Source organism: Streptomyces sp. NPDC034084 (genome assembly GCF_055575535.1).
In genome coordinates, this window is the sequence record NZ_JBVISK010000002.1 from 229225 (window position 1) to 253316 (window position 24092).

Here is a 24092-nt window from a genome sequence, read left to right on the forward strand (position 1 = left end):
TCAGGCGCGGAGCCAGGCCGCCGTGTCCGGGGGGAGGGCGCCCCCGGGGCCGAGCGGGCCGCTGGCGAGAAGGAGTTCGTCGTGGGCGGGGAGGGCGACGGAGCCGCCGGAGAGGTTGACGACGCAGATCAGGCCGTGGGCGCGGGCGAAGGCGAGGACGCCGTCCTCGGCGGGGAGCCAGGTGAGGGGTCCGTCGCCGAAGCCGGGCACGGCGCGGCGCAGGGCGAGCGCCGTCCGGTAGAGGGTGAGCATGGAGTCGGGGTCTCCGCTCTGCCGGTCGACGGCGTAGCGGGCCCAGTCGGCGGGCTGCGGCAGCCACGGTTCCGTACCGGCGCCGAAGCCGTACGAAGGTGCCTCGGCCTCCCACGGGAGGGGGACCCGGCAGCCGTCGCGGCCCGGGTCGGTGCCGCCGGAGCGGAAGTACATGGGGTCCTGGACGCGGTCGAGGGGGATGTCGGCCTCGGGCAGGCCCAGCTCCTCGCCCTGGTAGAGGTAGACGGAGCCGGGCAGGGCGAGGGTGAGGAGGGCGGCGGCGCGGGCGCGCCGGGTGCCGAGCTCCAGGTCGGTGGGGGTGCCGAACCGCTTGGTGGCGAAGTCGAAGGCGGTGTCGGAGCGCCCGTAGCGGGTGGCGGTGCGGGTGACGTCGTGGTTGCAGAGGACCCAGGTGGCGGGGGCGTGGACGGGGGCGTGCTCGGCGAGGGTGTCGTCGATGGTGCGGCGGAGCCGCCCGGGCTCCCAGGGGCAGGCGAGGAAGTTGAAGTTGAAGGCGGTGTGGAGCTCGTCGGGGCGGAGGTAGCGGGCGAAGCGCTCGGCGTCGGGGAGCCAGACCTCGCCGACGAAGACACCTCCGTAGGCGTCGGCGATCGCACGCCAGGAGCGGTAGACGTCGTGGATGTCGTCCTGGTCGATGTACGGGTGGGGGTCGACGCCCTCCGTGAAGTCCCGGAGTTCCGGGTCCTTGGTGAGGAGGGCGGCGGAGTCGATGCGGACGCCGGCGACGCCGCGCTCGAACCAGAAGCGGAGGACGTCCTCGTGCTCGCGGTGGACGTCGGGGTGGGACCAGTTGAGGTCGGGTTGTTCGGGGGTGAAGAGGTGCAGGTACCACTCGCCGTCGGGGACGCGGGTCCAGGTGTCGCCGGAGAACTGGGAGGGCCAGTCGTTGGGCGGGAGTTCGCCGTTCTCGCCGCGGCCGGGGCGGAAGTGGAAGCGGGCCCGCTCGGGGCTGCCGGGGCCCGCGGCGAGTGCGGCCCTGAACCAGGCGTGCTGGTCGGATACGTGGTTGGGGACGATGTCGACGATGACGCGCAGCCCGAGTTCCGCCGCTTCGGCGATGAGCTTCTCGGCCTCGTCGAGGGTGCCGAAGGCGGGGTCGATGGCGCGGTAATCGGCGACGTCGTATCCGCCGTCGACCATCGGTGAGGCGTACCAGGGGGTGAACCAGACGGCGTCGACGCCGAGTTCGGCGAGGTGGGGCAGTCGTGCCCGGACGCCCGCGAGGTCCCCGGTGCCGTCCCCGTCCCCGTCGGCGAAACTGCGGGGGTATACCTGGTAGATGACGGCGTCGCGCCACCAGTCGGTGGTGCGGGTCGGGTCGGTGGCTGCCACGTGACGGTCCTTTCGGGCAGGGGTGTGCGGTCGGGTGAGGGGGGTCAGCCCTTGAGGCCGCCGGCGGTGAGGCCGCTCATGATGTTCCGCTGGAAGATCAGGAAGACGATGAGCGTGGGCAGCGAGGCGATGGTGAGGGCGGCGATGAGCACGTTGACCGGGACCCCGTTGGAGAGCGAGTAGATGCCCACGTTGAGGGTCTGCTTGGTCGGGTCGGGGAGCGTCAGCATCGGCCAGAGGAAGTCCTTCCAGACGCCGACCACGGCGAAGATCGACACGACGCCGAGGATGGGCCGGGAGATCGGCAGGACGATCGACCGGAGGATCCGCAGGGGGCCGGCGCCGTCCATGGAGGCGGCGTCGAGGAGTTCCCCGGGGATGGAGTCGAAGAACCGCTTCAGCAGGAAGATGTTGAAGGCGTTGGTGACGGAGGGCAGCCAGATCGCCCAGGGGCTGTTGAGCAGGTTGCGTTCCACGAGCGGCACGTCGAGCACGGTGAGGTACTGGGGCACGACGAGGACGGTCGCCGGGATCATCAGGGTGGCGAGCATCATGCCGAGGACGGCCCTGCCGAGCACGGGGCGCAGTTTGGAGAGCGAGTAGGCGGCGGCGACGTCCAGGACGAGCTGGAAGGCGAGGGCGCCGAAGGCGTAGTAGAGGGTGTTGAGGAGGAGGGTGGCGAGGTCCATGACCTCCCAGGCCCGGGTGTAGTTGTCCGGGGCGAAGGTGCCGGGGACGAGCGTGGGCGGGGTCCGGATGACCTCCTGGGCGTCCTTGAAGCCGCTGGAGGCCAGCCAGTAGAGAGGGCCGAGGAAGACCAGGGTGAAGAGGACGAGGACGAGGGCGAGGACGATCCGGTAGGCGGTCCTGCCGCCGGGCCGGGTGAGCCGTGCCGGTGCGATGAGCGTGCGTGTGGACATGTGTGTCTCCCCGGTCCTACTCGTCCTCGGCGCGGCTGAGCTTCACGTACGCCGCCGAGAACCCGGCGAGGAGTACGAGCAGGAGCAGGCCGAGGGCGGCCGCGGCGCCGTAGTCGTTGAAGCTGAAGGCGTACTGGTAGATGAGGTACACGACGGTGGTGGTGGACCCTTCGGGTCCGGCGCCGCCGGTGAGCAGGAACGGCTCGACGAAGACCTGCATGGTCGCGATGACCTGCATGAGCAGCATGAGCGAGAGGACGAGCCGGGTCTGCGGGATGGTGACGTGCCAGATCTTGCGGAGGAGGCCGGCGCCGTCGAGTTCGGCCGCCTCGTACAGCTCGCCGGGGACGGACTGGAGGGCGGCGAGGTAGATCAGGGTCGCGCCGCCCATGTTCATCCAGGTGGAGGCGATGACGACGGCGAGCATGGAGATGTCCGGGTCCTGGAGCCACTGCTGTTCGGGCAGGCCCAGGAAGCGGAAGAGTTCGTTGAGGAGGCCGTAGCCGGGGTCGTACAGGTACTTGAAGAGGAGGACGGCGGCGACCGGGGGCAGCATCACCGGCAGGTAGACGAGGAGCCGGAGGTAGCCCTGGCCGTGCCGGAACTCGTTGATGACGAGGGCGGCGGCGAAGGGGACGGCGAAGCCGAGGACGAGCGCCAGGACGGTGAAGAGGAGGGTGTTGCCCCATGCCTGCCAGAAGGCCGGGTCGTCCGCGATCGTCCGGAAGTTGTCCAGGCCGACCCAGGTGGTGTGGCCCCTCTCGGTCTTCTGGAAGGCGAGGAGGAACTCGCGGACCATCGGGTACCAGGAGAAGACCGCGAAGCAGAGGACGGCGCCGATGAGGAAGCCGTGGGCGGTCAGGTTGCGCCGCAGGGCCCTGACGAAGTGGCCGGTCGGCGGGCCGGGCGCCGCTGGGCCGGGCGGAGAGGGGCGGTGGTCCGTCGCCGCCGTGTGCGCGATCGTGGGGGTGGCCGGCATCGTCGCTCCTTGGTGCTGGGGTGCCGCTGCTGAGGGTGCCGGCGGCGGGGCGGGCCCGGCCGCCCCGGCCGGTGGGGTCACTGGTGGGCGAGGACCTGGTTGACCTGGGTCTCGGCGGTGGCGAGGAGCTTGTCGATGTCGGCGTCCTCGTTGGTGAGGAGGCCGGACATCACGTTGTCCAGGACCTTGTAGACCTCCTGGGCCTTCGGCGGCTCGGCCTTGCCGGGGACCGGGTTGTCCATGAAGGACTTGAAGTTGGCGACGGGCATCGTCGCGTTCCGGACGCGGAGGGCGTCGTCCTCGGCCTTCGACTCGTTCAGCCAGAAGTTGGGCTGCGGGACACCGACGGGGAGGCCGTCGGCCTTGGAGCGGGCCCAGTCGAACTGGCCCTTGCCGACGGTGAGGTTCTTGAAGTTGAGCCAGGCGACGGCGGCCTTGATCTTGTCGGGTGAGCTGCCCTTCTTGATCATGTAGTTGTTGCCGCCGGCGAGGGTGTTCCTGCCGCCGGGGATAGGTCCCATGCCGAAGTTCTCGTACTTCGCGCCGAGTTGCTGGACCATGTACGCGATGTCGTCGGGGGCGGCGAGGAACATGCCGAGCTTGTCGGTGGCGATCTGCTTCTGGAGGTCGCCCCACTTCAGCAGTTGGGTCTTGCCCATGCTGTCGTCCTCCCAGCGCATGGCGTGGAGGTTCATGGCGACCTGCCTGCCGAGCTCGGTGTTGAAGGCGGCCTTCCGGCCGCTCGCGTCGACGACGTCCCCGCCGAGGCTGTACATCTGGGCGGTGAAGTGCCAGCCGCCGGTGTTACCGGCGCTGTACTCGCCGAAGCCCGCGACGCCGTTGCCGAGGGCCGCTATCTTCTTGGCGGCCGCGCGGACCTCCTCCCAGGTGCGCGGCGGCCTGTCGGGGTCGAGGCCGGCGTCCTTGAAGAGCTTGCGGTTGACGAGCAGGCCCATCGTGTAGTTGCTGGTGGGCAGGCCGTACAGCTTGCCGTCGTGCCGCAGCGAGCCGAGGACGTCGGGGTCGATGTCCTTGAGGAGCGGCACGGACGTGTCGTTGACGTAGGCGCTGATGTCGGCGGCGCCGTCCTCGGAGAGGACCTGCGGCAGGTCGGTGAAGTAGGTGTAGAAGACGTCCGGTTGCGACTTGGCCTTGAGCATCGCGGTGAAGCGCGGGGGCTCCAGGCACTGCCCGGGGGTGGAGCGGCCCTCGATGGTGACGTTCGGGTACGTCTTGTTGAACTCGGCGACGTCCGCCTTCCACTCCCTGAGCTCGGCGGCCTTCGCGGTCGGCGGCATGCAGTCGATGGTGAGCGTGACCTTGGTCGCGGGATCGAGCGGTGCGGCGGGGTCAGAGGACCCGTTCGTCTCGGCTCCGCCGGTGCCGTTGTCGCTGCTGCTGGTGCCGCAGGCGGCGAGGGCGGTCAGCGTCAGGGCGGAGACGAGGGCGACTGCGGCGGGGCGGCGGGTACGGCGGAGCCGGGCACTTCTCATGAGTGGTCCCCTTCGGGCATCGGCGTGGAGGTCACCCCAACTCGGGTGCGTGGGTGGGGTGCGCCACACTCAACCACCCCCTACAAGTGAACGCAAGATATCGCGCTGATTTCGTAAATGCTCGACAGTCAAGCGCAACCAAGCATGCACAGGAGGCCGGCGCAAACCGTCCGAAGCGGTTCGCGCCGGCCTCGCCCGGCCGGTGCTGCTAGGGGTTGATGTTGATCTTGAAGGTGGAGGTGGTGTTGCGGATGTCCACGGCGTTTCCGCTCATCCGCAGCCCGTTGAAGGTGACTTCGCCCACGGCCGGACCCTGGCCCGACTCCGGCTGCTCGTTGGCCCACAGGCCGAAGCCGGACTTCGCGTCGAAGGCGTCACCACTCCTGCGTGCCCCCGTGACGGAGACGTCGCTGAAGACGGTGTCCTTGATCGGGAACTGCGGCTGCCCGCCGACGTAGTTCGTCTGGAACATCACCCCGCTGTACGTGGGGTCGACGATGTCGACGTGATGGACCCTGATCCCCTGGAAGACCTTCGAGGCGGAGAAGACCCAGATGCCGGGGAAGGTCTGGGAACCCCAGAAGTGCCCGCCGGCCCGCACGATCGAGACGTTCTCGAAGGTCGTCGGCCCGGTTCCGAATCCGTTCATCGGATAGCCGAAGTCCAGCGAGGAGATGGTGATGCCGGAGTAGACCAGGGTGTCGGCGATGTGGATGTTCCGGAAGGTGTTGTCGTAACCGCCGTAGACGGCCACGCCCGCCGCCCGCCAGGTGAGCGTACTGGTCAGGTTCTCGTAGACGTTGTTCTTCATGTCCGCGCCGCCCGCGTCGATCGCCGAGAACAGCGCGAAGCTGTCGTCGCCGGTCGCGCGTGCGTCGTTGTTGGTCACCCGGTTGTCCGTCGACCCGTTGGTCATGTTGACGCCGTCGGCGAAGAGGTTCCGGATCCGCGAGTTCCTGATCGTCATCCGGTCGGTGTTGGCACCCCAGTAGAGGCAGACCATGTGCTCGTTCCAGATGTCGTCGATGACGATGTCCGACACGTTCGAGAAGTCGAAGACCTTGCCCGGTCCGTCGATCCGCGAGGTGTAGTTGCCGAAGTACGCGAAGCCCTTGAAGAGCGAGCCCTTCGCGGAGGCTTCGGCCCGGAAGCCGACGTCGGTGTTGTCCTGCGTCGAGGGCGCGTGGAACGTGGTGTACCAGGGCCCAGCGCCGACCACCTTCACCGCCTTGCCGTACACCTGGAACTTGCTCGACGTCTGGTAGTCCCCCGGCGGCAGGTACACGCCCACCAGGGTGCCCGTGGTGTCCATCCGGACCCGGTCGAGCGCGTTCTGCACGTCCTGGTGGGTGAAGCCCGCCGGGACCGCGTACGCGGCCGGGTCGGGGTTCGCCACCGCGGCGACCTGCTCCAGGTTCACGAAGTCGATCGCGTACGTGGAGGTGTTCGCGGCGTCCTTCTGGAGCCGGATCCGGCTGCCGGCCGGCACGGTCTCGCCGAGCATCAGGCGTGCCTCGTCGTAGATGTGCCGCGGGGCGCCGTCCCCGGGCGAGTTCCCGGGCGCCGTCTCGTTGCCGTACAGCCAGGCGTACTTCGACGTGAGCGGCAGGGCCTTCTTGAGGACCCCGTCGACATAGACGTCGATCGTCGAGCTGATGCCCCCGCCGCCCGGGGCGTCCGGCAGGGAGAAGCGGGTGACCAGGGTGTTGGTGGGGGCCCTGGTGGTGAACTCGACGTACTCCCCCGTCGCGTCCAGGTTCACCGCCCTGCGGCCGGACGCCTCGCCCGCGATGTCGCCGACCGTGCGGTTGGGCCCGACGACGGTCGCGCCGCCGCCTGCGGTGCCGTCCTCCGCCTCGTACATGTCGTACGGCATGTCCGCGCCGCGCCCGACGAAGAGGGGCTGGGCGGCGGTGTTGTTCCGCCGCTTCACCGGCAGCTCGTTGGTGTCGTCGGCGAGGACCGTGCGGACGGTGTACGAGCCGTCGGCCGCCGTCCACGGCCCGAGGCTCACCACCGTCTGCGCCCCGGCCGCGAGGGCCCCGCTGTACGAGCCGCTGAGGGTCTTCACCGTGCCGCCCTGCTCGTTCAGCAGGGTGAGCGTCACCTCGTGGGTGCCGGCGGCGGTGGCGACCGTGCCCTGGTTGCGGACCGCGACCTTGAAGGTGACGGTGTCGCCCGCCGAAGGGCTGGAGGGCGAGGTGGTCACCGAGGCGGCGACCTGGTCCGAGCTGTCCACCGGGCGCACCACGAGCGCGGTGGGACTGGTGTAGGTGTTGTCGGTCTCGTTCTGCTCGACGACCGCGTCCGCCTCGTCGGCAACGGCGCTCAGTTCGTACGAGCCGGCGTCACGGGCCCCGATCGCGGCCGTGACCGTGGTCTGGGCCCCGGCGGCGAGCACGCCCACCGCGGCCGTGGCGACCTTGGTGCCGCCGAGGCGCACCGCGAGGCCGCTGGCCGGGGCGGCTGCGGTGCCGTCGTTGCGGACGGTGGCGCTGACGCTGATCGGGTCCGACTCGACGGGCGAGACGGGCGAGACGGTCAGCCCGGTGACCCGCAGGTCCGGGTTGGGTGCCGGGACGCCGATCACCTGGAACTCGGCGATCTGGCCGGCCGGGGCGCCGGTGTTGGCGGTGATGCGGAGCTGGACGTCGGCCACCCGGGCCGTGACCGGGATCGTCACCTGGTTGCCGCTGCCGGGGTCGAAGGCGTAACTCCTGGCGGCGACGAGGCTCGTGAAGCCGGTGGCGTCCTGTGCGCGGCCGAGGACCTCGATCGTCTGGGAGCGGGCTCCCCAGGCGGTGTCGGGGTTCAGCTTCAGGACGAGCCGGTCGAGGTCGGCGCCGGCGCCGAGCTTCACGGTGAGGGTGTTCGGGTAGCTGCCGCCGGCGCCCTCCCAGTAGGTCGCCGTGCTGTTGTCGTTGGCGTTGGCGGCGGCGAAGGTGTGGACCGTGGAGGAGGCGCTGATCGCCTTGCCGACGGCGAGGTTGGAGCCGGTGCCGCCGCTGCCGTCGCGGGTGACGCTGTTGCTGCTACCGGACTGGTTGCCGGCCGCGTCCTTGGCCCGTACGTGGTAGGTGACGGTCGCGGAGGCGGGCTGGGTGTCGGTGAAGGTGGTGACGTTTCCGGCGACGGTTCCGCGCGGGGTGTTGTTCGCGAAGATCTCGTAGCCGGTGACGCCCGTGTTGTCGGCGGAGGCCGTCCAGGTGAGGCGGATCTGGCCGGAGACGGGCTCGGTGTAGGCCAGGTTCGCCGGTGTGGTCGGCGCCTGGGTGTCGCCGGCGTCGCCGAGCCGGGTGACGGTGTTGGAGTCCGCGGACTGGTTGCCGGCCGCGTCCCGGGCCCTGATCTTGTAGGACACCGTCTGGTTCGCCGGCCGGGTGTCGGTGAAGGTGGTGACGTTCCCCGCGACGCCGGTGAGCAGCGTGCCGTTGGCGTAGACGTCGTAGCCGGTGACGCCGGTGTCGTCGGTGGCCGCGGTCCAGGTGAGGCGGATCTGGCCGGAGGCCGGCTCGGTGTAGGCCAGGTTCGCCGGTGCGGTCGGCGCCCGGGTGTCGCCGCTCGTCGGTCCGTACACCTCCAGCTCGGAGACCTGGGCCGCGTCCTGGACGCTGTTGGCGGTGACGAGGACGCGGACGTAGCGGGTGGTGGTGGCTCCGAAGGTGAGCGTCGCGCTGCGCCCGCTCGCCGCGTCGAAGGTGTGGGCCTGGGCGGCGGTCAGGTCGGTGAAGGACGTGCCGTCGGTGCTGCCCTGGATCTTGAGGGTCTGGCTGCGGCTCTCCCAGCCCTCGGGCAGGCGCAGCACGACCCGGTCGACGCGCAGGGCGGCCCCGAGGTCGGCCTGGAGCCACTGCGGGAAGGAACCGCCCGCGCTCTCCCAGTAGGTGGCGCGGTTGCCGTCGCCCGCGTTGGCCGCCGTGTAGGTCTGGGTGTGGCTGCCGGCGGTGAAGGTCTTGCCGGCGGCGAGGTTCGGGGAGGTGCCGTCGGCGCCGTGCACTTCCAGCTCGGAGAGCTGGGCGGCCTGCCAGCCGGTGTTGGCGGTGATGTCGATCCGTATGAAACGGGCCTGGGCGGCGGGGAAGGAGATGGTGACGGTGTTCCCGGCGCCGGGGGTGAAGGCGTAGGTCGCCGAGGACTTCAGGGTGGTGAAGCCGGTGGCGTCGGCGCTGCCCTGCACGGAGAGCGTCTGGTTGCGGCTCTCCCAGGCCGCGGGGAGCTTGAGCACGACCTCGTCGACGCGGGTGGCGGTGCCGAGGTCGGCCTGCACCCACTGCGGGAAGGCGGAGCCGGAACTCTGCCAGTACGTTCCCTGGTTGCCGTCGGTGATGTTCGCGGCCCCGTACTCGGCGTGCGCGGTGCTCGCCGCGGCGGCGTCGCCCAGGGCCAGGTTGGGGCCTCCTGCCGCTTCGGCGGTCATCAGGGGACCGCCCAGCGCCAGGAGGCTCGTCGCGATCAGGGCGCTCAGGCACCGTGATCTCCAGTTGCGGATGCTCATCTCTCCTCGTCTCACTCACATGGATGCGTCCAGAAAACGCGCTCGAATGTTGATTCTTTGCGCGGGATGCTCAGAGAGTTCCAGAGGAACGTCGGACCGTCTACTGCTGGAGCGGGGCGGGTTGAGGAGGCGTCAGGAGCGGTGCGCGGGCATGCCGGAGCGGCGGTCCGCCGGCTGCGGACCGCCGCTCCCCGGGCCGTGTCAGCCGCGGTTCACCACGAACTGCGAGCCGGGTTCGACGAGGACGTCCCCCTCTGCCGTGTTCGCGAAGGTCACCCGGGTCAGGGTGGCACTGCCGCGGGCCCCGCCCATCGCGAGGATCCCGGAGCCGTTGACCGTTCCGTCGATGCGGACATCGCTGATCCGCACGTCCGGCAGCGCCCCGCCGCCCGTCTTGAACTGGATGCCGTCATAGGTCGAGTCGAGGATCTCGGTGTCCCGGATGGTGACCGCCGGGATGTCCTGGCCCTGTGCGAAGAGGGTGATGGCTCCGAACTCCTGGTCCTCGTTCCAGAAGGCTCCGCCCGTGCGGTGCAGGGCGTTGCCGGCGATCAGGGTCTGCCCGGAGAAGGGCAGCGGGTCGTGGTCGGTGGCCAGCATGATCCCCGGGTAGTTCATGGTGTCGGCGATCACGTTGTTCTCGATGGTGTTGCCGTACCCGCCGTAGACCGCGATGCCGTTGGCCCGCCAGGGCAGCTGGATGGTGTTGTTGCGGAAGTGGTTGTCGTGGCCGATGTCGACCGAGGTGTCCTTGACGTACTTGCTGGACCAGACGGCCAGGGCGTCGTCTCCGGTGTTGCGGAAGGAGGAGTCGTAGACGGTGGAGTTGCGGGTGCCGTTGGCGAAGTTGATGCCGTCGGCGTAGGTGTTCCGGATGCGCATGCCGCTGAACTCCACGCCGTCGCCCGGCCCCCACAGTTCGGGGATGTTGGAGTAGTCGCGGCCGACCCAGACGCCCACGTTGGCGTGCTCGATCCAGACGTTGGTGATCTTCGTGCCCCGGCCGAAGCGGCCGTTGAGTCCGACCCCGCCCTCGGCGTTGCCGTCGCCGCCCCGGATGGTGCCGGAGCCGAAGATGGCGATGTCCGAGATCTGGGTGTTGTGGTCGATGTCGAAGCCGAAGTTCCCCTCGTGCGGGTGGTTGATGCCGCCTGCCTGGTGCGGCGGGGTCAGGGTGTAGAGCTGCGAGTGCCACATGCCCGCGCCGCGGATGGTGACGTCCCGGATGCCCACCTGGTTGTACTGCCCCCGGTTCAGCGGGTCGTCGGTGAGGATCTTCTGCTCCTGGCGCCACTGTCCGGCGGGGATCCAGACGCAGCCGATCTCGCCCTTCTGGTCGGCGGTGACGGCTCGCTGGAGGGCGTCGGTGTCGTCGAGGCCGTCGTTGGGCACCGCCCCGTACGCGGTGATGGAGACGCAGCCGTCCGGCTGGGCGGAGGGCGGGGCCACCTGCTCCAGGTCGATCAGGTCGAGCACGTAGAAGGATGCCCGGTCGTCGCTGTCGCGCTGGAGCCGGAAGCGGGTGCCCGGCGGGTAGGACCGGGTGAGCAGGGTGTGCGACTCGTCGAAGAGCCGGCGGGCGTCACCGCCGGGCCGGTTGGTCAGCCCCTCCGGGTCGTCGGTGGTGCCGTACAGCCAGGAGTGCCGGGAGGAGAGGGCCAGCTTCCGGACGAAGACGCCGTTCGCGTAGAGGCTGAGGGTGGCCTCCGCTCCCCCGCCGGTCGCCGCGTCCGGGATCGCGTTGCGGACGGTGAGGGCGTTGGCCTGGTTGACCGAGGTGAACTCGACGTACTGCCCGTCCGCGTCGAGCCGGACGGATCGGCGGCCCGAGGACTCGGTGGCGAAGTTGGTGTGGCCGAAGGTGCGCAGCCGGTCGGCGGTGAGCAGGGTGCCCTGGTAGCGGGCGTCCTCCGCCTCGTACTCCGTGTACGGGACGGCGGCGCCGCGCCCGACGACGAGGGAGCGGCCGAAGACGTTGTTGTTCTCGTCGGTCTCGGTGAGCGTGCCGGTGGCGTCGGCGGTGGCGGTGAGGGTGACGCCGCCGCTGGTGGCGGTCCAGGTGCCGGAGACCGGGACGGACACGGTCTGGCCCGCGGCCACGGTGCCGGTCGTGCCGTCGAGGGTGGTGGCGCCGGCGGTCAGCCGGGTGACCGTGCCGGCGGGCACGGCGGTGGTGCCGCGGTTGTGGACGGCGACGGTGAAGGAGACGGGCGCGCCGACCGCCGGGGCCGAGGGGTTGGCGGTGATGCCGGTGACCATGAGGTCGGGGCCGGGGCTCTGCCCCACGGTCAGCTTCGAGGCCGCGGTCCGGCTGTTGTTGGAGTCGTCGAGTTCGGCGACCGCGTTCGCCGGATCGGCGGCGGCGGAGACGGTGTACGCGCCCACGGAGCGGCGCCCGACGGGTACGGCGACCGTGGTGGAGGCTCCGGCCGGGAGGGAGGCGACCGGGGCGGTGCCGGCGACGGCGCCCTCGACGCTGACGTTCACCGAGGAGGCGGGGGCCGTGGCGGTTCCGGTGTTGCGGACGGTCGCCCGGACGGTGACCTCGTCGGTCTCGCTGGGCGCGGCCGGGGTCCAGGTGAGGTCGGTGACGACGAGGTCGGGGGCGGGGGCGGGGGTGCCGAGGACCTGGAGCTCGGCGACCTGGGCGCCGGGGGCCCCGGTGTTGGAGTGGAAGGTGAGCCGGACGTCGGCGTAGCGGCCGGTGACCGGGACGGTCACGGTGTTCTGCCCGGAGGACGGGCTGAAGGCGTGGTCGGCGCGCGGGGCGAGCGGGGTGAAGGCGGTGGCGCCGGAGGGACGGCCCTGGATCTCGAAGGACTGGGTGCGCGGCCCCCAGGCCTGGTCGGGGTTGAGCTTGACGACGACGCCCGCGAGGTCGGCGTCCGCTCCGAGCTTCACGGTGAGGCTCGCGGGGAAGCCGGCGGACTCCCAGTAGGTGGCGGTGGAGCCGTCGTTGGCGTGGGCTGCCTGGTAGTTCTGGGTGACGGAGGTCGCCTCGACGGCCTTGCCCCGGGCCAGGTCGGTGCCGCCGGCCGGCGGCTCGGGGGTGCCCGGATCGCCGTAGACCTCGACGGCGGAGAGCTGGGCGGCGTTCCAGCCGGTGTTGGCGGTGATCTGGACGCGTACGTACCGGACCTGGCTGCCGTTCAGGACGAGGGAGACCGCGTTCGCGGCGGCCGGGTCGAAGCGGCGGGCCTGGGCGCCGGCCAGGGTCGTGAAGGCGCTGCCGTCGGTGGAGCCGAGGACCGCGAGGGTCTGGTCGCGGGCCTCCCAGCCGGTCGGCAGCTTGAGGACGACGCGGTCGACGCGGGCGGTCGCTCCGAGGTCGATCTGCGCCCACTGCGGGAAGGCGCCCGCCGGGCCCTCCCAGTAGCTGGCCTGACTGCCGTCGGTGAGGTGGCCCGCCGGGTAGCCGCCGAGGGCGCCGGAGGCCGTGGCCGGTCTCCCGCGCGCGAGGTCGGTGTCCGCCGCCGCGGCGGCCTGCGCGGGGGCGGGCAGCAGCCCGAGGGCGAACAGGGCTGTCATCAGCAGCCCTGTCACCAGTCGTCGTCCGTACACAGCGACTCGCAATCTTTTGAGTGATTCAGTCAATGTTTTGCGGATTCTGGTGGCACAGGTTTCTACTTGATGACGGCCGTGTCAACGGAACGGACAGAGAAACGACAAAGGCACCGCTTCCGGAGCCGTCGGAGCGACGGCGGGAAACGGTGCCTTTGTCCTGCGCGGAGGAAGCGGTACGGGCGCTTCGCGCTAGCGGGCCGTCGGCGGGGCGGTGGAGCCGCGCACGACGAGCTCGGGCTCGAAGAGCAGCTCGCCCGGGTGCGAGTGGACCCCCTGGATCTGGGAGCAGAGGAGCTCGACTGCGGCCCGCCCCATGGCCTCGATGGGCTGGCGGACGGTCGACAGCGGCGGCTCGGTGCAGTTCATGAAGGCCGAGTCGTCGAAGCCGACGACCGACACGTCGTCGGGGACCACGAGCCCGCGGCGGCGCGCGGCCCGGATGGCCCCGAGGGCGAGTGGGTCGCTGGCGCAGATGATGCCCGTGACACCGCGCTCCAGCAGGCCGTTGGCGGCGGCCTGGCCGCCTTCGAGGGAGAAGATCGAGCGGACCACGTGCGCGTCGGGCAGCGGGGTGCCGGCCGCCTCGGCCGCGACGCGCGCGGCCCGGAGCTTGCGGCCGGAGGGCACGTGGTCGGCGGGGCCGAGGAGCAGGCCGATCTTCTCGTGTCCGAGGGAGGCCAGGTGGCGCCAGGCCTGCTCGACGGCGACGGCGTCGTCGCACGAGACGCAGGGGAAGTCGAGCCCCTCGATGGAGGCGTTGATGAGGACGACTGGGATGTTGCGCTCGGCGAGCTGGTGGTAATGGTCATGCGGGGCGTCGGCCTGTGCGAAGAGCCCGCCGGCGAAGACGACGCCGGACACCTGCTGCTGGAGCAGCAGGTCCACGTAGTCGGCCTCGGAGACGCCGCCCTTGGTCTGGGTGCAGAGCACGGGAGTGAGCCCCTGCTGGGCGAGGGCGCCTCCGATGACCTCGGCGAAGGCCGGGAAAATGGGGTTCTGCAGTTCGGGCAGGACGAGTCCGACGAGGCGGGCGCGCTCGCCCCGGAGCTGGGTGGGCCGCTCGTAGCCGAGCACGTCCAGGGCGGTGAGCACCGACTGGCGTGTGGCCTCGGAGACCCCCGGCTTGCCGTTGAGGACGCGGCTGACCGTCGCCTCGCTGACCCCCACCTTTTTCGCCACCTGAGCAAGTCGTCGCGTCATACACGCAAGGCTAGCGCAAACAACGCAAGAGAATGACAGTCTGTTGCAGTTCCTGCGCAAGCTCACTATGCGACCTCCGGATGGACCGGTGCGCGGGGGCGGCGGCTCACTCCCCCGGTTCCACGCCGGAGCGAAAGGGCCCGAAGCCGGACCGGACCCTCCTCCGTCCGCGTGACGGCGCGCCGGGTGCCGCATGAACGGTTCGGGGGTGGGCAGCGGCCACCATGGCTGCCCGGGGAGGGCCACCGCGGCGTCGGCACGAGCCGTTCGACGAATGGAGAGGCGACCATGGGTTTCCCGCTGCCGGACAACATCGACGCGCTCAAGGACATGATCGGCCGGGAGATCTCGTCCCTGCGTGCCGCGGTGCGCCGGACGGCGGCGGGCCCGACGACCGCTCCCATGGGCACGGAGGTCACCGCCCCGGTGCAGAGCCTCGCCTCGGACGCCCCGGGCACGCGCGAGGCCCCCGCCCCCTGCGAGTGCGGGACGCACGATCCCGGCGCCGTGGGGCTGTGCGCGGCGCTCCCGGCGATCCCCGCCTCCGCCGCGCTGCTCGAGCCGGTCCGCGACGAGACCGGCGCCGTTCGGGACTTCCGGCTTGTCGCCGGCAACCGGGTGCAATCGGCCGACTGGCTGGAGACGCCCGACCAGCAGGTCGGGCAACGGCTCCTCGAAGCACGCCCGGGAGCCGCGCAGAGCGGTCTGCTCGCCTCGCTCGTCGACCTCGCGGAGAACGGGGGCTCTCTGCGGGGACGGGTCGTCGACTACACCGAGCAGCGCCTCGGCCGGCTCCACCGCGCCTCGCTGCTGTACTCGGCGGCCCCCTGCGGGGAGCAGCTGCTCCTGACCTGGCGCCCCGTGCGCAGCCAGACGGAGCTGCTGACGATCGACGCGCAGTACCTGGCGTCGCTCGGCTGGGGCAACTGGGACCTGCTTTCCGGGAAGGTGACCTGGTCGGAGGGGTTGAGCCGGATCTTCCACGCGGAGATCGGGATGCCGTGGACCCTTGAGCAGCTGTGCGACGCCCTGCTGCCGGACGACCTGACCGCGTTCTCGGAGTTCCTCACCTCGGTACTCGCGGGCGAGGAGCCCGCGTGGACCCGGATCCGGTTCGTCGTGGTCGGTGAGCTGCGCACGCTCGACCTCCTCGGCCGCCCGGTCGCCGGTACGGACGGCCGGCCCTGGGCCGTGAACCTGGTGGCGCGTGACCTCACGCCGCAGATCCGCAGCCGCCGCCGGCTGGCCGAGACGGAGCGCGAGACGGACCGGCTGCGGCGGCAGGCGGAAGCGGAGCGCCGGGTCGCGGACGCCTTGCGCGAGGCGCTGCTCCCGACGCACTCGGAGGCGCTGGCCGCCGTCGGCCTGACGGTGGCCGCGTCGTACCGGCCGGCCGAACCGGACGCGGCGGTGGGCGGCGACTGGTACAAGTGCCGGCTGCTGCCGGACGGCCGGGTGCTGATCGCGATGGGTGACGCCTCAGGGCACGGCCTGGAGGCGGTGGCGCGCATGGCCCAGCAGCGGCACGCTCTGGCCGGTCTGGCGCAGACGGGGGCGTCGGCGGGTGAGATCACGACCTGGCTGAACGAGCTGGTGTGCAGCGACCCGGCCGGCCAGACGGCGACCGTCGTCGCCGGCCACCTCGACGACGCCCATGTCCTGCACTGGGCCGACGCGGGCCACCCCGCTCCGCTGCTGCTGCGGGACGGACGCGCCGAACCCCTGGTCACCACTCACCGGGGTCCGCTGCTCGGGGCCCTCCCCGGGTACGCGTACGAGACCTCCTCGACTCCGCTGCGGCAGGGTGACCTGCTCCTGCTGTACACCGACGGCATGGTGGAGCGGCGTGGCGAGGACGTGACCAAGGGCATCGAGCGTCTCGCCGACGCGATGACCCGTGCCCCCGACCCCACCCCCGAGCCGCTCGTCGAGTTCCTCCTGGCCGACCCCGAACTGGCCGGGCAGGGGGAGGACGACGCCTGCATGCTCGCGATCCGCGTGGACTGACGTGGCGGTCTCCCGGGACCGCCAGCCGCGCGGGAGCGCCGCCGTCGCCTCGGGCGGGACCTCAGAGCAGGTCCCGGCGGTCGTCCTCGGTCACCGTCGGGGCGACCGGGGGGACGACCATCCGGCGGCGGCGCAGGATGCTCGTGTACACGGCGGTGCCGATGATGCCCACGGCCATCAGGATGAGCCCCACCAGGTCGAGGTTGACCCCGTCGAGCTCCCAGTCGGTCGCGAAGGTGAAGATGGCTCCTACGGCGATCAGGATGATGCAGACTCCGAGACCCATGTTTCCTCCCTTGTCGGGTCGGACGGGCCTCGGGTACCCCGCTCCGGCGTTCTCATCCCCCCGAGGACGACAGCGCGTCGGCGGGGGGCCGCCCGCGCTCCGGTGGCGGCCGTGTTTGCCGGGCGGGCCGGCGGTGAGGCGAGAGGGACGATCACGTTCCGTTCGTCGACTGGGGAGTCATGGAAAGCGTTGTTCGACTGGCGATCGTCCTCGGCGGCTCGGTGGTGGTGGCTCTGGCCGCCGGCCGGGCGGCGGACATGCTCGCGCGGTACGCGGACGCCCGCCGCCCCGGCACACCGCTGTGGGGACTGCTGAGGCGGTGCCGTACGCCGCTGCACGTCGTCCTGCTGAGCGCGCTGTTCCGGTGGTCGTACCGCGCGACGGAGTGGCCGCCGCTCCTGGACCGCTCCGCGGCGCTCGACCACATACTTCTGCTGTGCCTGATCGGCGGCGGTGCCTGGCTGGCCGTGCGCTTCGTCTCGGCCGTCGTGGAGTCCTCGTACGCGCGGTACGCGGGGCGGACGCGTGACGCGGCACGGCTGCGTCGCGTCCGTACCCAGGTCACGCTGCTGACCCGGGTGGTGTCGGTGGCCGTGGGCGTCATCGCCGCCGCCTTCGCGCTCGTCACGTTCCCCTCGTTCCGGGGGCTCGGGACGTCGCTGCTCGCCTCGGCGGGCATCATCGGCATCGTGGCCGGTGTCGCGGCGCAGTCGACCCTCGGGAACCTCTTCGCCGGCTTCCAGATCGCCTTCGGCGACATGGTCCGCATCGGCGACACGGTGGTCGTCGACGGGGAGTGGGGCACCGTGGAGGAGGTGACCCTCACCTTCCTCACCGTCCGGACCTGGGACGAGCGCCGGGTCACCCTGCCCGTCTCGTACTTCACCTCCCGCCCGTTCGAGAACTGGTCGCGCGGCGGCAACGAGCTGACCGGGACGGTGTTCGTGCACTGTGACCACTCCACGCCCGTCGAGCTGATGCGCGCCCATCTGCGCGCGTTTCTCGACACCTGCCCCGGCTGGGACGGCCGGGCCTGGGACCTCGCCGTCACCGACACCTCGCCGACCGGCATCACCGTGCGCGCCCTGGTGACCGCGAAGGACGCCGACGACCTGTGGTCCACCCGGGTCGCCGTCCGGGAGGAGCTCGTCGCCTGGCTGACGCGGGAGCACCCCGAGGCGCTCCCCCGCATCGTCACGGCCCAGATGGACGAGGCGACACGGTCCTGAACGGCGGCCGTCCTCGACCGGTCAGGCGAGGACGCGCAGAGCGGCGGGCCGCACCCTGAGGGTCACCGGGAGGGTGGCGTCGACCTCGCCGTCCGCGCCGTACGGCAGGGGGCGGTCCGCTTCGATGCGGATCTCCCTGCCGCGCAGGATCTCGACCTCGGGGCGCCGCACGTGCGCGCCCGTCTTCAGCTCGTTCATCATGGCGAAGAAGAGGCGTTTCGGCGCCTCCTTGATGACGACGACGTCGAGCAGTCCGTCGTCGACGCGCGCGTCCGGCGCGACCTTCCTCCCGAAGCCGTAGAAGCCGGAGTTGGCCACGACGACCGTGTAACCGGTGCGCTCGTGGCGCACCCCGTCGATCGTCAGCCGGTACGCCGCGGGCCTCCAGGCGAGCACCGCGCGCAGACCGCCCGCGTAGTACGACGCCGCGCCCCGCAGCACCCGGGAGGCGTTGGCGTGGCGGTTGGCCACGGCGTCCACGCCCGCGTACACGCTTCCGAGGACGCGGACCCGCGCGTGGACGGCGGATTCCACCTCGATCGTGTCGACGGCGCGCGGCTCGCCGTGGAGCAGGGTCTCGGCGAGCCGCGAGGGCTCGGTGGGCAGCCCCAGGGCGCGGGCGAAGTCGTTTCCCCGGCCCGCGGGGACCAGGCCGAAGACCGTGTCGGTGCCGCTGAGCGCGCCGCCGACGCAGCCGGCCATGCCGTCACCGCCGACGGCGAGCACGACGTGCCCCCGGGCGCCGGCGTCCCGGGCGAGCTCGCGCGCGTGGTCCAGGCTGCGGCTGTAGACGGTGTCGAGTTCCGCCCCCGCCTCCCGGAGCAGCCGGGCCAGCGGGAGCAGGCCCGCCGTGCCGCTGGAGCCCCCGGCGGTGGGGTTGACGACGGCGGTGAACTGTCGCATGGATCTGGCCTCCGGGCGGCGGGAGTAAGGGTTCAGCGGACGGGGACGAGAACACCGGGGCTGAGCACCCCGGCCGGGTCGACCTCGGCCTTGACGGCCTGGAGCATGCGGATGCCGAGGGGGCCGATCTCGCGGGCGTACCAGTCGCGGTGGTCGGTGCCGACGCCGTGGTGGTGGCTGATGGTGCCACCCGCCGCCAGGATCGCGTCGTTGGCCGCCCGCTTCACCGGCGCCCAGTGCGCGACCGGGTCCTCGCCCTGCGCGGAGACGACGGTGAAGTAGAGGGAGGCGCCGTTCTCGTAGGTGTGCGAGATGTGGCACATGACGAGCGGTGGCGTGCCGGCCTCGGTGAGGGTGCCGGTCAGCGCGTCACGTACCGCCGCGTACAGGCCGGGGATCGCGGACCAGAAGGCCGCCGTCTCCAGCGTCTCGGCGAAGGCTCCGGCGTCGAGCAGCGCGTCCCGCAGATAGGGCGCGTCGTACCGGCCGTGCTCCCAGCGGTCGCCGGGCTCCTCGCCGAGGAACTCGCCGTCGCAGGCGAGCAGGACCTCGCGGGCGGCGGCCCGCCGGGCGGCCGTCTCCTCCTCGGTGCCCTCGAAGCCGACGACGGCCATGCAGCCCGGGTTCTGCGGGAGTTCGCTGCCGCCGATGGCGTCCGGCTGCGCGAGGCCGATGAAGGTCTCCGTCTCGTCCGAGAGGCGCAGCACGGTGGGCCGCGGGCCGTCCTGGGCGAGGCGGCGCAGCGCCGCCGTACCGGCCTCGAAGGAGGTGAAGCGCCAGCCCTCGTAGATCCGCTTCGCGGGCAGCGGGCGGATGCGTACGGTCACCGCCGTGATCACGCCGAGGGTGCCTTCGGAGCCGAGGACGAGCTGGCGCAGGTCGGGGCCGGCCGCCGAGCGGGGGGCCCGGCCCGTCTCCAGGGTGCCTTCGGGGGTGGCGACGGTCAGGCCGAGGACCATCTCGTCGAAGCGGCCGTATCCGGCCGATGCCTGGCCGCTGGAGCGGGCCGCGGCGAAGCCGCCGACGGTGGCCCATTCGAAGGACTGCGGGAAGTGTCCGAGGGTCCAGCCCCGCTCGTTGAGCAGGGCCTCGCACCGGGGGCCGCGCAGACCCGGCTGGAGGGTCGCGGTGCGGGACACCTCGTCGACGGCGAGCAGCTGGTCGAGGCGGCGCAGGTCGAGTGCGACGAACGGCCGCTTCGTGGTGGGCGCGAGGCCGCCGACGACGGAGGTCCCGCCGCCGAAGGGCACGGCGGCGACGCCGTGCTCGGCGCAGGCGCGCAGCACGGCGAGGACCTCGTCGTGGTCGGCCGGGAGGAGGACGGCGGCGGGGATGTCGTCGACCTCGCCGGCGCGGATGCGCAGGAGGTCGGGGGTCGACTTGCCGCGGGTGTGCCGGATGCGGCTCTCGGCGTCATCGCGCAGGCCGTCGGGCGCGGCGAGGGCCGTGCGCAGGGCGGTGCGGGCCTCGTCGGTCAGGGCGGGGGCGGGCGGTTCGATGTCGGCGAGGTCGGCGGGGCCGCTCTCGCGCGGGGTGACGCCGAGCAGGTCCCGCAGCAGACCGGTCACCGACTCGGGCAGGGGCGACGCCTTGGCCGGGTCGCCCCAGCCGCTCCACAACATGTCCACTTCGAAGGGGTTCCTTACGGTCTGTTTCACGGACGACGCTGCCACTCGGCCTGCGCTGGCATTACACTGTGACAGATGACGCCCATTCGTCACAACCATGTGGACGCAGATCCCGTGCTCGACGCCGCCCGCGACTGCGTGCTCGCCGTCGGCGTACGCCGAACCACCCTCACCGACGTCGCCCGGCGCGCGGGCGTGTCCCGGATGACGCTCTACCGGCGCTGGCCCGACGTGCGCAGCCTGGTGGGCGACCTGATGACCCGTGAGTGGATCGCCGTCGCCGCCGGCGCCATGCCGGGCCCCGACGACGACCGGCCCGAACGGGAGCGGATCGTCGACGGACTCGTCGGGGGCGCCGCGGCCTTCCGGGCCCATCCGCTGTTCCACAAGATCCTCGACGTCGACCCCGAACTGCTGCTGCCGTACATCCTCGACCGCCGGGGCGCCAGCCAGGACGCCCTCCTCGGGCTCCTCCACACGGCGCTCGAGGACGGCCACGAGGACGGCTCCGTACGCCGCGTCCGGCCGGACCTGCAGGCCAGGTCACTGCTGCTCGTCGTCCAGTCATTCACGCTCTCGCTGCGCACCATGACCGACGAGACCGATCCCGAACTGAGCGAAGCCGCCTTCCTCGGCGAGCTGCGCACCCTGCTGGAGAGGACCCTCACCCCGTGACCCCCAGGAGCAGCACCACCGACGGCCCCGCCCTGCCCGGCTCCTCGCTCGACGCCCGGCGGCGCCTGCGCGAACTGGAGCGGCTCGCCGAAGCGGACACTGTCGACGTATTGGTCGTCGGGCTCGGTGCCACCGGAGCCGGAGCCGCGCTCGACGCCGCCACCCGCGGGCTCACCGTCGCCGCGATCGACGCCCACGACCTCGCCTTCGGCACCTCCCGGTGGAGTTCCAAGCTGGTCCACGGCGGCCTGCGCTACCTCGCCTCCGGACAGCTCGACGTCGCCCACGAGAGCGCCGTCGAGCGCGGCATCCTCATGGAGCGCACCGCCCCCCACCTCGTCCGCGCCCAGCCCTTCGTCCTCCCCCTCACCCCGCTCGTCAGCCGCGGGCAGGCCGCCCTCGCCCGCGCCGGATTCCTCGCGGGCGACCTGCTGCGCCTCGGCGCGCGCACCTCGCGCGGCACGCTGCCGCGGCCCCGCACGCTGTCCACGGTCGAAACCCGGCACCTCGCGCCGGCGCTCCGGTCGACCGGCCTGCGCGGCGGACTGCTCTCCTGGGACGGCAGGCTCTCCGACGACGCCCGTCTGGTGACCGCGATCGCCCGCACCGCGGCCGCCTACGGGGCCCGCGTCCTCACCCGCGTCCGGGCCCTGGAACTCCACGGCGACGGCGCGCTGGTCCGCGACGAGCTCACCGGCCAGGAGCTGCGCGTCCGCGCCCGTACCGTCATCAACGCGACCGGCGTCTGGGCGGGCGGTCTCGTCCACGACGTACGGCTCCGGCCCTCGCGCGGCACCCACCTCGTGCTGCGCTCCGAGGACCTGGGCAGGCTCGCCGCCGGGCTGCACATCCCGATCCCCGGCGAGACGAACCGCTTCGTCCTGGTCCTGCCGCAGGGCGACGGACGCGTGTACGTCGGCCTCACCGACGAACCCGTCGACGGCGACGTCCCCGACGTGCCGGAAGTCCCCGAGACCGACATCGGCTTCCTCCTGGACGTGCTGGGCTCCGCGCTCGACGTCGCCGTCCACCGAGCCGACGTGATCGGGGCGTTCGCGGGCCTGCGGCCGCTGCTGGACACCCGGGACGCGGAGGGCCGCACCGCCGACATCTCGCGCAAGCACGCCGTTCTCACCTCTCCCGAGGGCGTCGTCACCGTGGTCGGCGGCAAGCTGACCACCTACCGCCGCATGGCCCAGGACGCCGTCGACGCCGCCGCGTCCGCGAGCGGCCTGACCGCCGGACCGTGCCGGACGGCCTCCGTGCCCCTGGTCGGCGCGGCCCGGCCGCGGTCCCTCGCCGGGCCGGCCGTCCCGGCCCGGCTCGTCCACCGCTACGGCTCGGAGGCTCCGGCCGTACACGCCCTCGGGGCCGAGGACCCCTCCCTCGCCGCGCCCGTCGTGCCGGGCCACCCCGTCACGGGCGCCGAACTGGTGTGGGCCGTCCGCCACGAGGGCGCCCTCGACGTCTCCGATCTCCTCGACCGGCGCACCCGCATCGGCCTGGTCCCGGAGGACCGCTCTGCGGCCGAGGGCGCGGCCCGCGAGGCCCTCGCCCGTATCCACCAGAGGCGGTGACGAGCGGCGCCGTCGGCGTGCCTGTCCGCCCGCGTCGCACCGGCCGTTCGCCGGGATCCCTGGGTTACGGTCGGCCCCATGGAGCGAATCCGAGCGGTCCTGGTGGACATCGACGGCGTCCTCACCGTCTCCTGGAAGGCCCTGCCGGGAGCGGTGGCGGCCATGGAGCAGCTGCGCGACGCGGGTCTCCGCGTCGCGCTGGTCACCAACAACACCTCCCGCACCAGGGCCGCCATCGCGTCACGTCTGGCGGACCTCGGCTTCCCCGTCGACGCCGGGGACGTCCTGACCGCCCCCGCGGCCACGGCGGCACATCTGCGCGAGCGGTACCCCGGCGCGCGCTGTCTCCTGCTGAACAGCGGTGACGTGCGGGAGGACCTCCAGGGCGTCACCCTCGTGGACGAGGGAGACGCGGATGTGGTCGTACTCGGCGGCGCGGGCCCCGAGTTCGGCTACGAGGCCCTCAACCGGGTCTTCCGGCAACTCCGGCGCGGGGCCCGGCTGGTGGCCATGCACCGCAACCTGTACTGGCGCACCGAGGACGGCCTCGACCTGGACACCGGAGCCTTCATCGAAGGGCTCGAGAAGGCCGCCCGAACGGAGGCGGAGGTGACGGGCAAGCCGTCACCCGCCTTCTTCACGAGCGCCCTCGCCCACCTCCGCGCCGACGCCCCTGAGGCTCTGATGGTCGGCGACGACATCGAGTCCGACGTGCTGGCCGCACAGCGGTCCGGCATCACCGGCGTGCTGGTGAAGACGGGCAAGTACCTCCCCGAGACGCACCACGCCGCCTCCGGCACGCCCGACCACGTCCTCGACTCCTTCGCGGACCTTCCCGGCCTGCTCTCCCTCGGCGCGACAGGTCGCACAGGTCTGGAATGAAGAACTGAATGGTGGTTCACTTCTTCGTATGGCCTATCGCAAGACTCCCGCGGAGCTCGAGCGTCTCCGCGCCGCCCGTGAGCGCCTGATCGACCAGGCCACCCATGTGGTGGCGGAGGTGGGGTGGGCCAACGCCTCCGTGACCGCGGTCGCCGCCGCGGCGGGCATCTCGGCCGGCTCCGTCTACCAGCACTTCCCCTCCAAGGCGGCGCTCGCCGTGGAGGTCTTCCGGCGCGCCTCGGGGCGGGAGGTGGAGGTACTGGGCGAGGTGCTCCGGGGCCCCGGCGACCCGGTGGAGCGACTGGCCCACGGGGTGCGGGTCTTCGCCCGGCGCGCCCTGGAGGGCGGCGGTCTGGCGTACGCGCTGCTCGCGGCACCCGCCGAGCCCGCGCTCGGGGCCGAGCGGCTGGAGTTCCGTCGCCGCTACCGCGAGCTGTTCGCCGAGGTGGTCCGCGAGGGCATGGCGGCCGGGCTGCTGCCCGCCCAGGACGCGGACATCACCGCCGCCGCACTGACCGGCGCCGTCGGCGAGGTGCTCGTCGACCCCCTGGGCACGCCCCCTTCCGGCTCCGCCGACGCGCTGCTCACCGAACTGACCGCCGTGGCGCTGCGCTGCGCGGGCGCGGGCGTCGCCGAACCGCCCCACTGA

Annotated in this window: 16 protein-coding genes; 6 read left to right on the top strand and 10 right to left on the bottom strand. The window is 72.1% G+C overall.

The window, feature by feature from the left end; genetic code table 11:
- The 7 genes from ACZ51I_RS06535 to ACZ51I_RS06565 all read right to left on the bottom strand — a co-directional run bounded on the left by ACZ51I_RS06535 (position 1) and on the right by ACZ51I_RS06565 (position 14256).
- On the bottom strand, positions 1 to 1605 hold the full coding sequence (locus tag ACZ51I_RS06535) for a glycoside hydrolase family 13 protein (protein ID WP_468871972.1): 1605 nt from the start codon (positions 1603 to 1605) through the stop codon (positions 1 to 3).
- Positions 1606 to 1649: 44 nt separating this feature from the next.
- Positions 1650 to 2525, bottom strand: coding sequence for a carbohydrate ABC transporter permease (locus tag ACZ51I_RS06540; protein ID WP_468871974.1), 876 nt, complete (start codon positions 2523 to 2525; stop codon positions 1650 to 1652).
- 16 nt (positions 2526 to 2541) lie between these two features.
- Positions 2542 to 3504: a carbohydrate ABC transporter permease gene (locus ACZ51I_RS06545; RefSeq protein ID WP_468871976.1), complete on the bottom strand. Its 963-nt coding sequence runs from the start codon at positions 3502 to 3504 to the stop codon at positions 2542 to 2544.
- A gap of 77 nt (positions 3505 to 3581) precedes the next feature.
- Positions 3582 to 4997, bottom strand: coding sequence for an ABC transporter substrate-binding protein (locus ACZ51I_RS06550; protein ID WP_468871978.1), 1416 nt, complete (start codon positions 4995 to 4997; stop codon positions 3582 to 3584).
- Between the two features lie 208 nt (positions 4998 to 5205).
- Entirely contained in the window at positions 5206 to 9492 is a 4287-nt protein-coding gene (locus ACZ51I_RS06555) for a discoidin domain-containing protein (RefSeq protein WP_468871980.1), read from the bottom strand.
- A 201-nt stretch (positions 9493 to 9693) separates the two neighbouring features.
- Positions 9694 to 13020, bottom strand: a complete 3327-nt coding sequence (locus ACZ51I_RS06560; protein ID WP_468871982.1) for a CARDB domain-containing protein — start codon at positions 13018 to 13020, stop codon at positions 9694 to 9696.
- A gap of 225 nt (positions 13021 to 13245) precedes the next feature.
- On the bottom strand, positions 13246 to 14256 hold the full coding sequence (locus tag ACZ51I_RS06565) for a LacI family DNA-binding transcriptional regulator (protein WP_468871983.1): 1011 nt from the start codon (positions 14254 to 14256) through the stop codon (positions 13246 to 13248).
- 288 nt (positions 14257 to 14544) lie between these two features.
- Between ACZ51I_RS06565 and ACZ51I_RS06570 the strand changes: the two genes are divergently transcribed.
- Positions 14545 to 16263 (top strand): PP2C family protein-serine/threonine phosphatase, encoded by a 1719-nt coding sequence (locus ACZ51I_RS06570; RefSeq protein WP_468871984.1) that lies wholly within the window; start codon positions 14545 to 14547, stop codon positions 16261 to 16263.
- 61 nt (positions 16264 to 16324) lie between these two features.
- Here ACZ51I_RS06570 and ACZ51I_RS06575 read toward each other — a convergent pair whose 3' ends face one another.
- Positions 16325 to 16549, bottom strand: a complete 225-nt coding sequence (locus tag ACZ51I_RS06575; RefSeq protein ID WP_468871985.1) for a DUF6458 family protein — start codon at positions 16547 to 16549, stop codon at positions 16325 to 16327.
- 179 nt (positions 16550 to 16728) lie between these two features.
- Here ACZ51I_RS06575 and ACZ51I_RS06580 point away from each other — a divergent pair, with 179 nt between their 5' ends.
- On the top strand, positions 16729 to 17778 hold the full coding sequence (locus tag ACZ51I_RS06580) for a mechanosensitive ion channel family protein (protein ID WP_468871987.1): 1050 nt from the start codon (positions 16729 to 16731) through the stop codon (positions 17776 to 17778).
- 21 nt (positions 17779 to 17799) lie between these two features.
- Here the strand turns inward: ACZ51I_RS06580 and ACZ51I_RS06585 are convergent, their stop codons facing one another.
- Together ACZ51I_RS06585 and ACZ51I_RS06590 are read right to left on the bottom strand one after the other, a co-directional pair.
- Positions 17800 to 18681, bottom strand: coding sequence for a diacylglycerol/lipid kinase family protein (locus tag ACZ51I_RS06585; RefSeq protein ID WP_468871988.1), 882 nt, complete (start codon positions 18679 to 18681; stop codon positions 17800 to 17802).
- 32 nt (positions 18682 to 18713) lie between these two features.
- The gene (locus ACZ51I_RS06590; RefSeq protein ID WP_468871990.1) at positions 18714 to 20309 is read right to left on the bottom strand and encodes an FAD-binding oxidoreductase; all 1596 of its coding nucleotides are present in this window, start codon (positions 20307 to 20309) and stop codon (positions 18714 to 18716) included.
- Between the two features lie 75 nt (positions 20310 to 20384).
- Here ACZ51I_RS06590 and ACZ51I_RS06595 point away from each other — a divergent pair, with 75 nt between their 5' ends.
- From ACZ51I_RS06595 to ACZ51I_RS06610, 4 genes are all read left to right on the top strand, one after another.
- On the top strand, positions 20385 to 20984 hold the full coding sequence (locus ACZ51I_RS06595) for a TetR/AcrR family transcriptional regulator (protein ID WP_468871991.1): 600 nt from the start codon (positions 20385 to 20387) through the stop codon (positions 20982 to 20984).
- Positions 20981 to 22561, top strand: coding sequence for a glycerol-3-phosphate dehydrogenase/oxidase (locus ACZ51I_RS06600; protein WP_468871992.1), 1581 nt, complete (start codon positions 20981 to 20983; stop codon positions 22559 to 22561). Before ACZ51I_RS06595 ends, ACZ51I_RS06600 begins: the two co-directional genes overlap by 4 nt.
- A gap of 78 nt (positions 22562 to 22639) precedes the next feature.
- Complete coding sequence (locus ACZ51I_RS06605; RefSeq protein ID WP_468871993.1) at positions 22640 to 23443, top strand: TIGR01458 family HAD-type hydrolase; 804 nt, start codon at positions 22640 to 22642, stop codon at positions 23441 to 23443.
- 28 nt (positions 23444 to 23471) lie between these two features.
- Complete coding sequence (locus tag ACZ51I_RS06610) at positions 23472 to 24092, top strand: TetR/AcrR family transcriptional regulator (RefSeq protein ID WP_468871994.1); 621 nt, start codon at positions 23472 to 23474, stop codon at positions 24090 to 24092.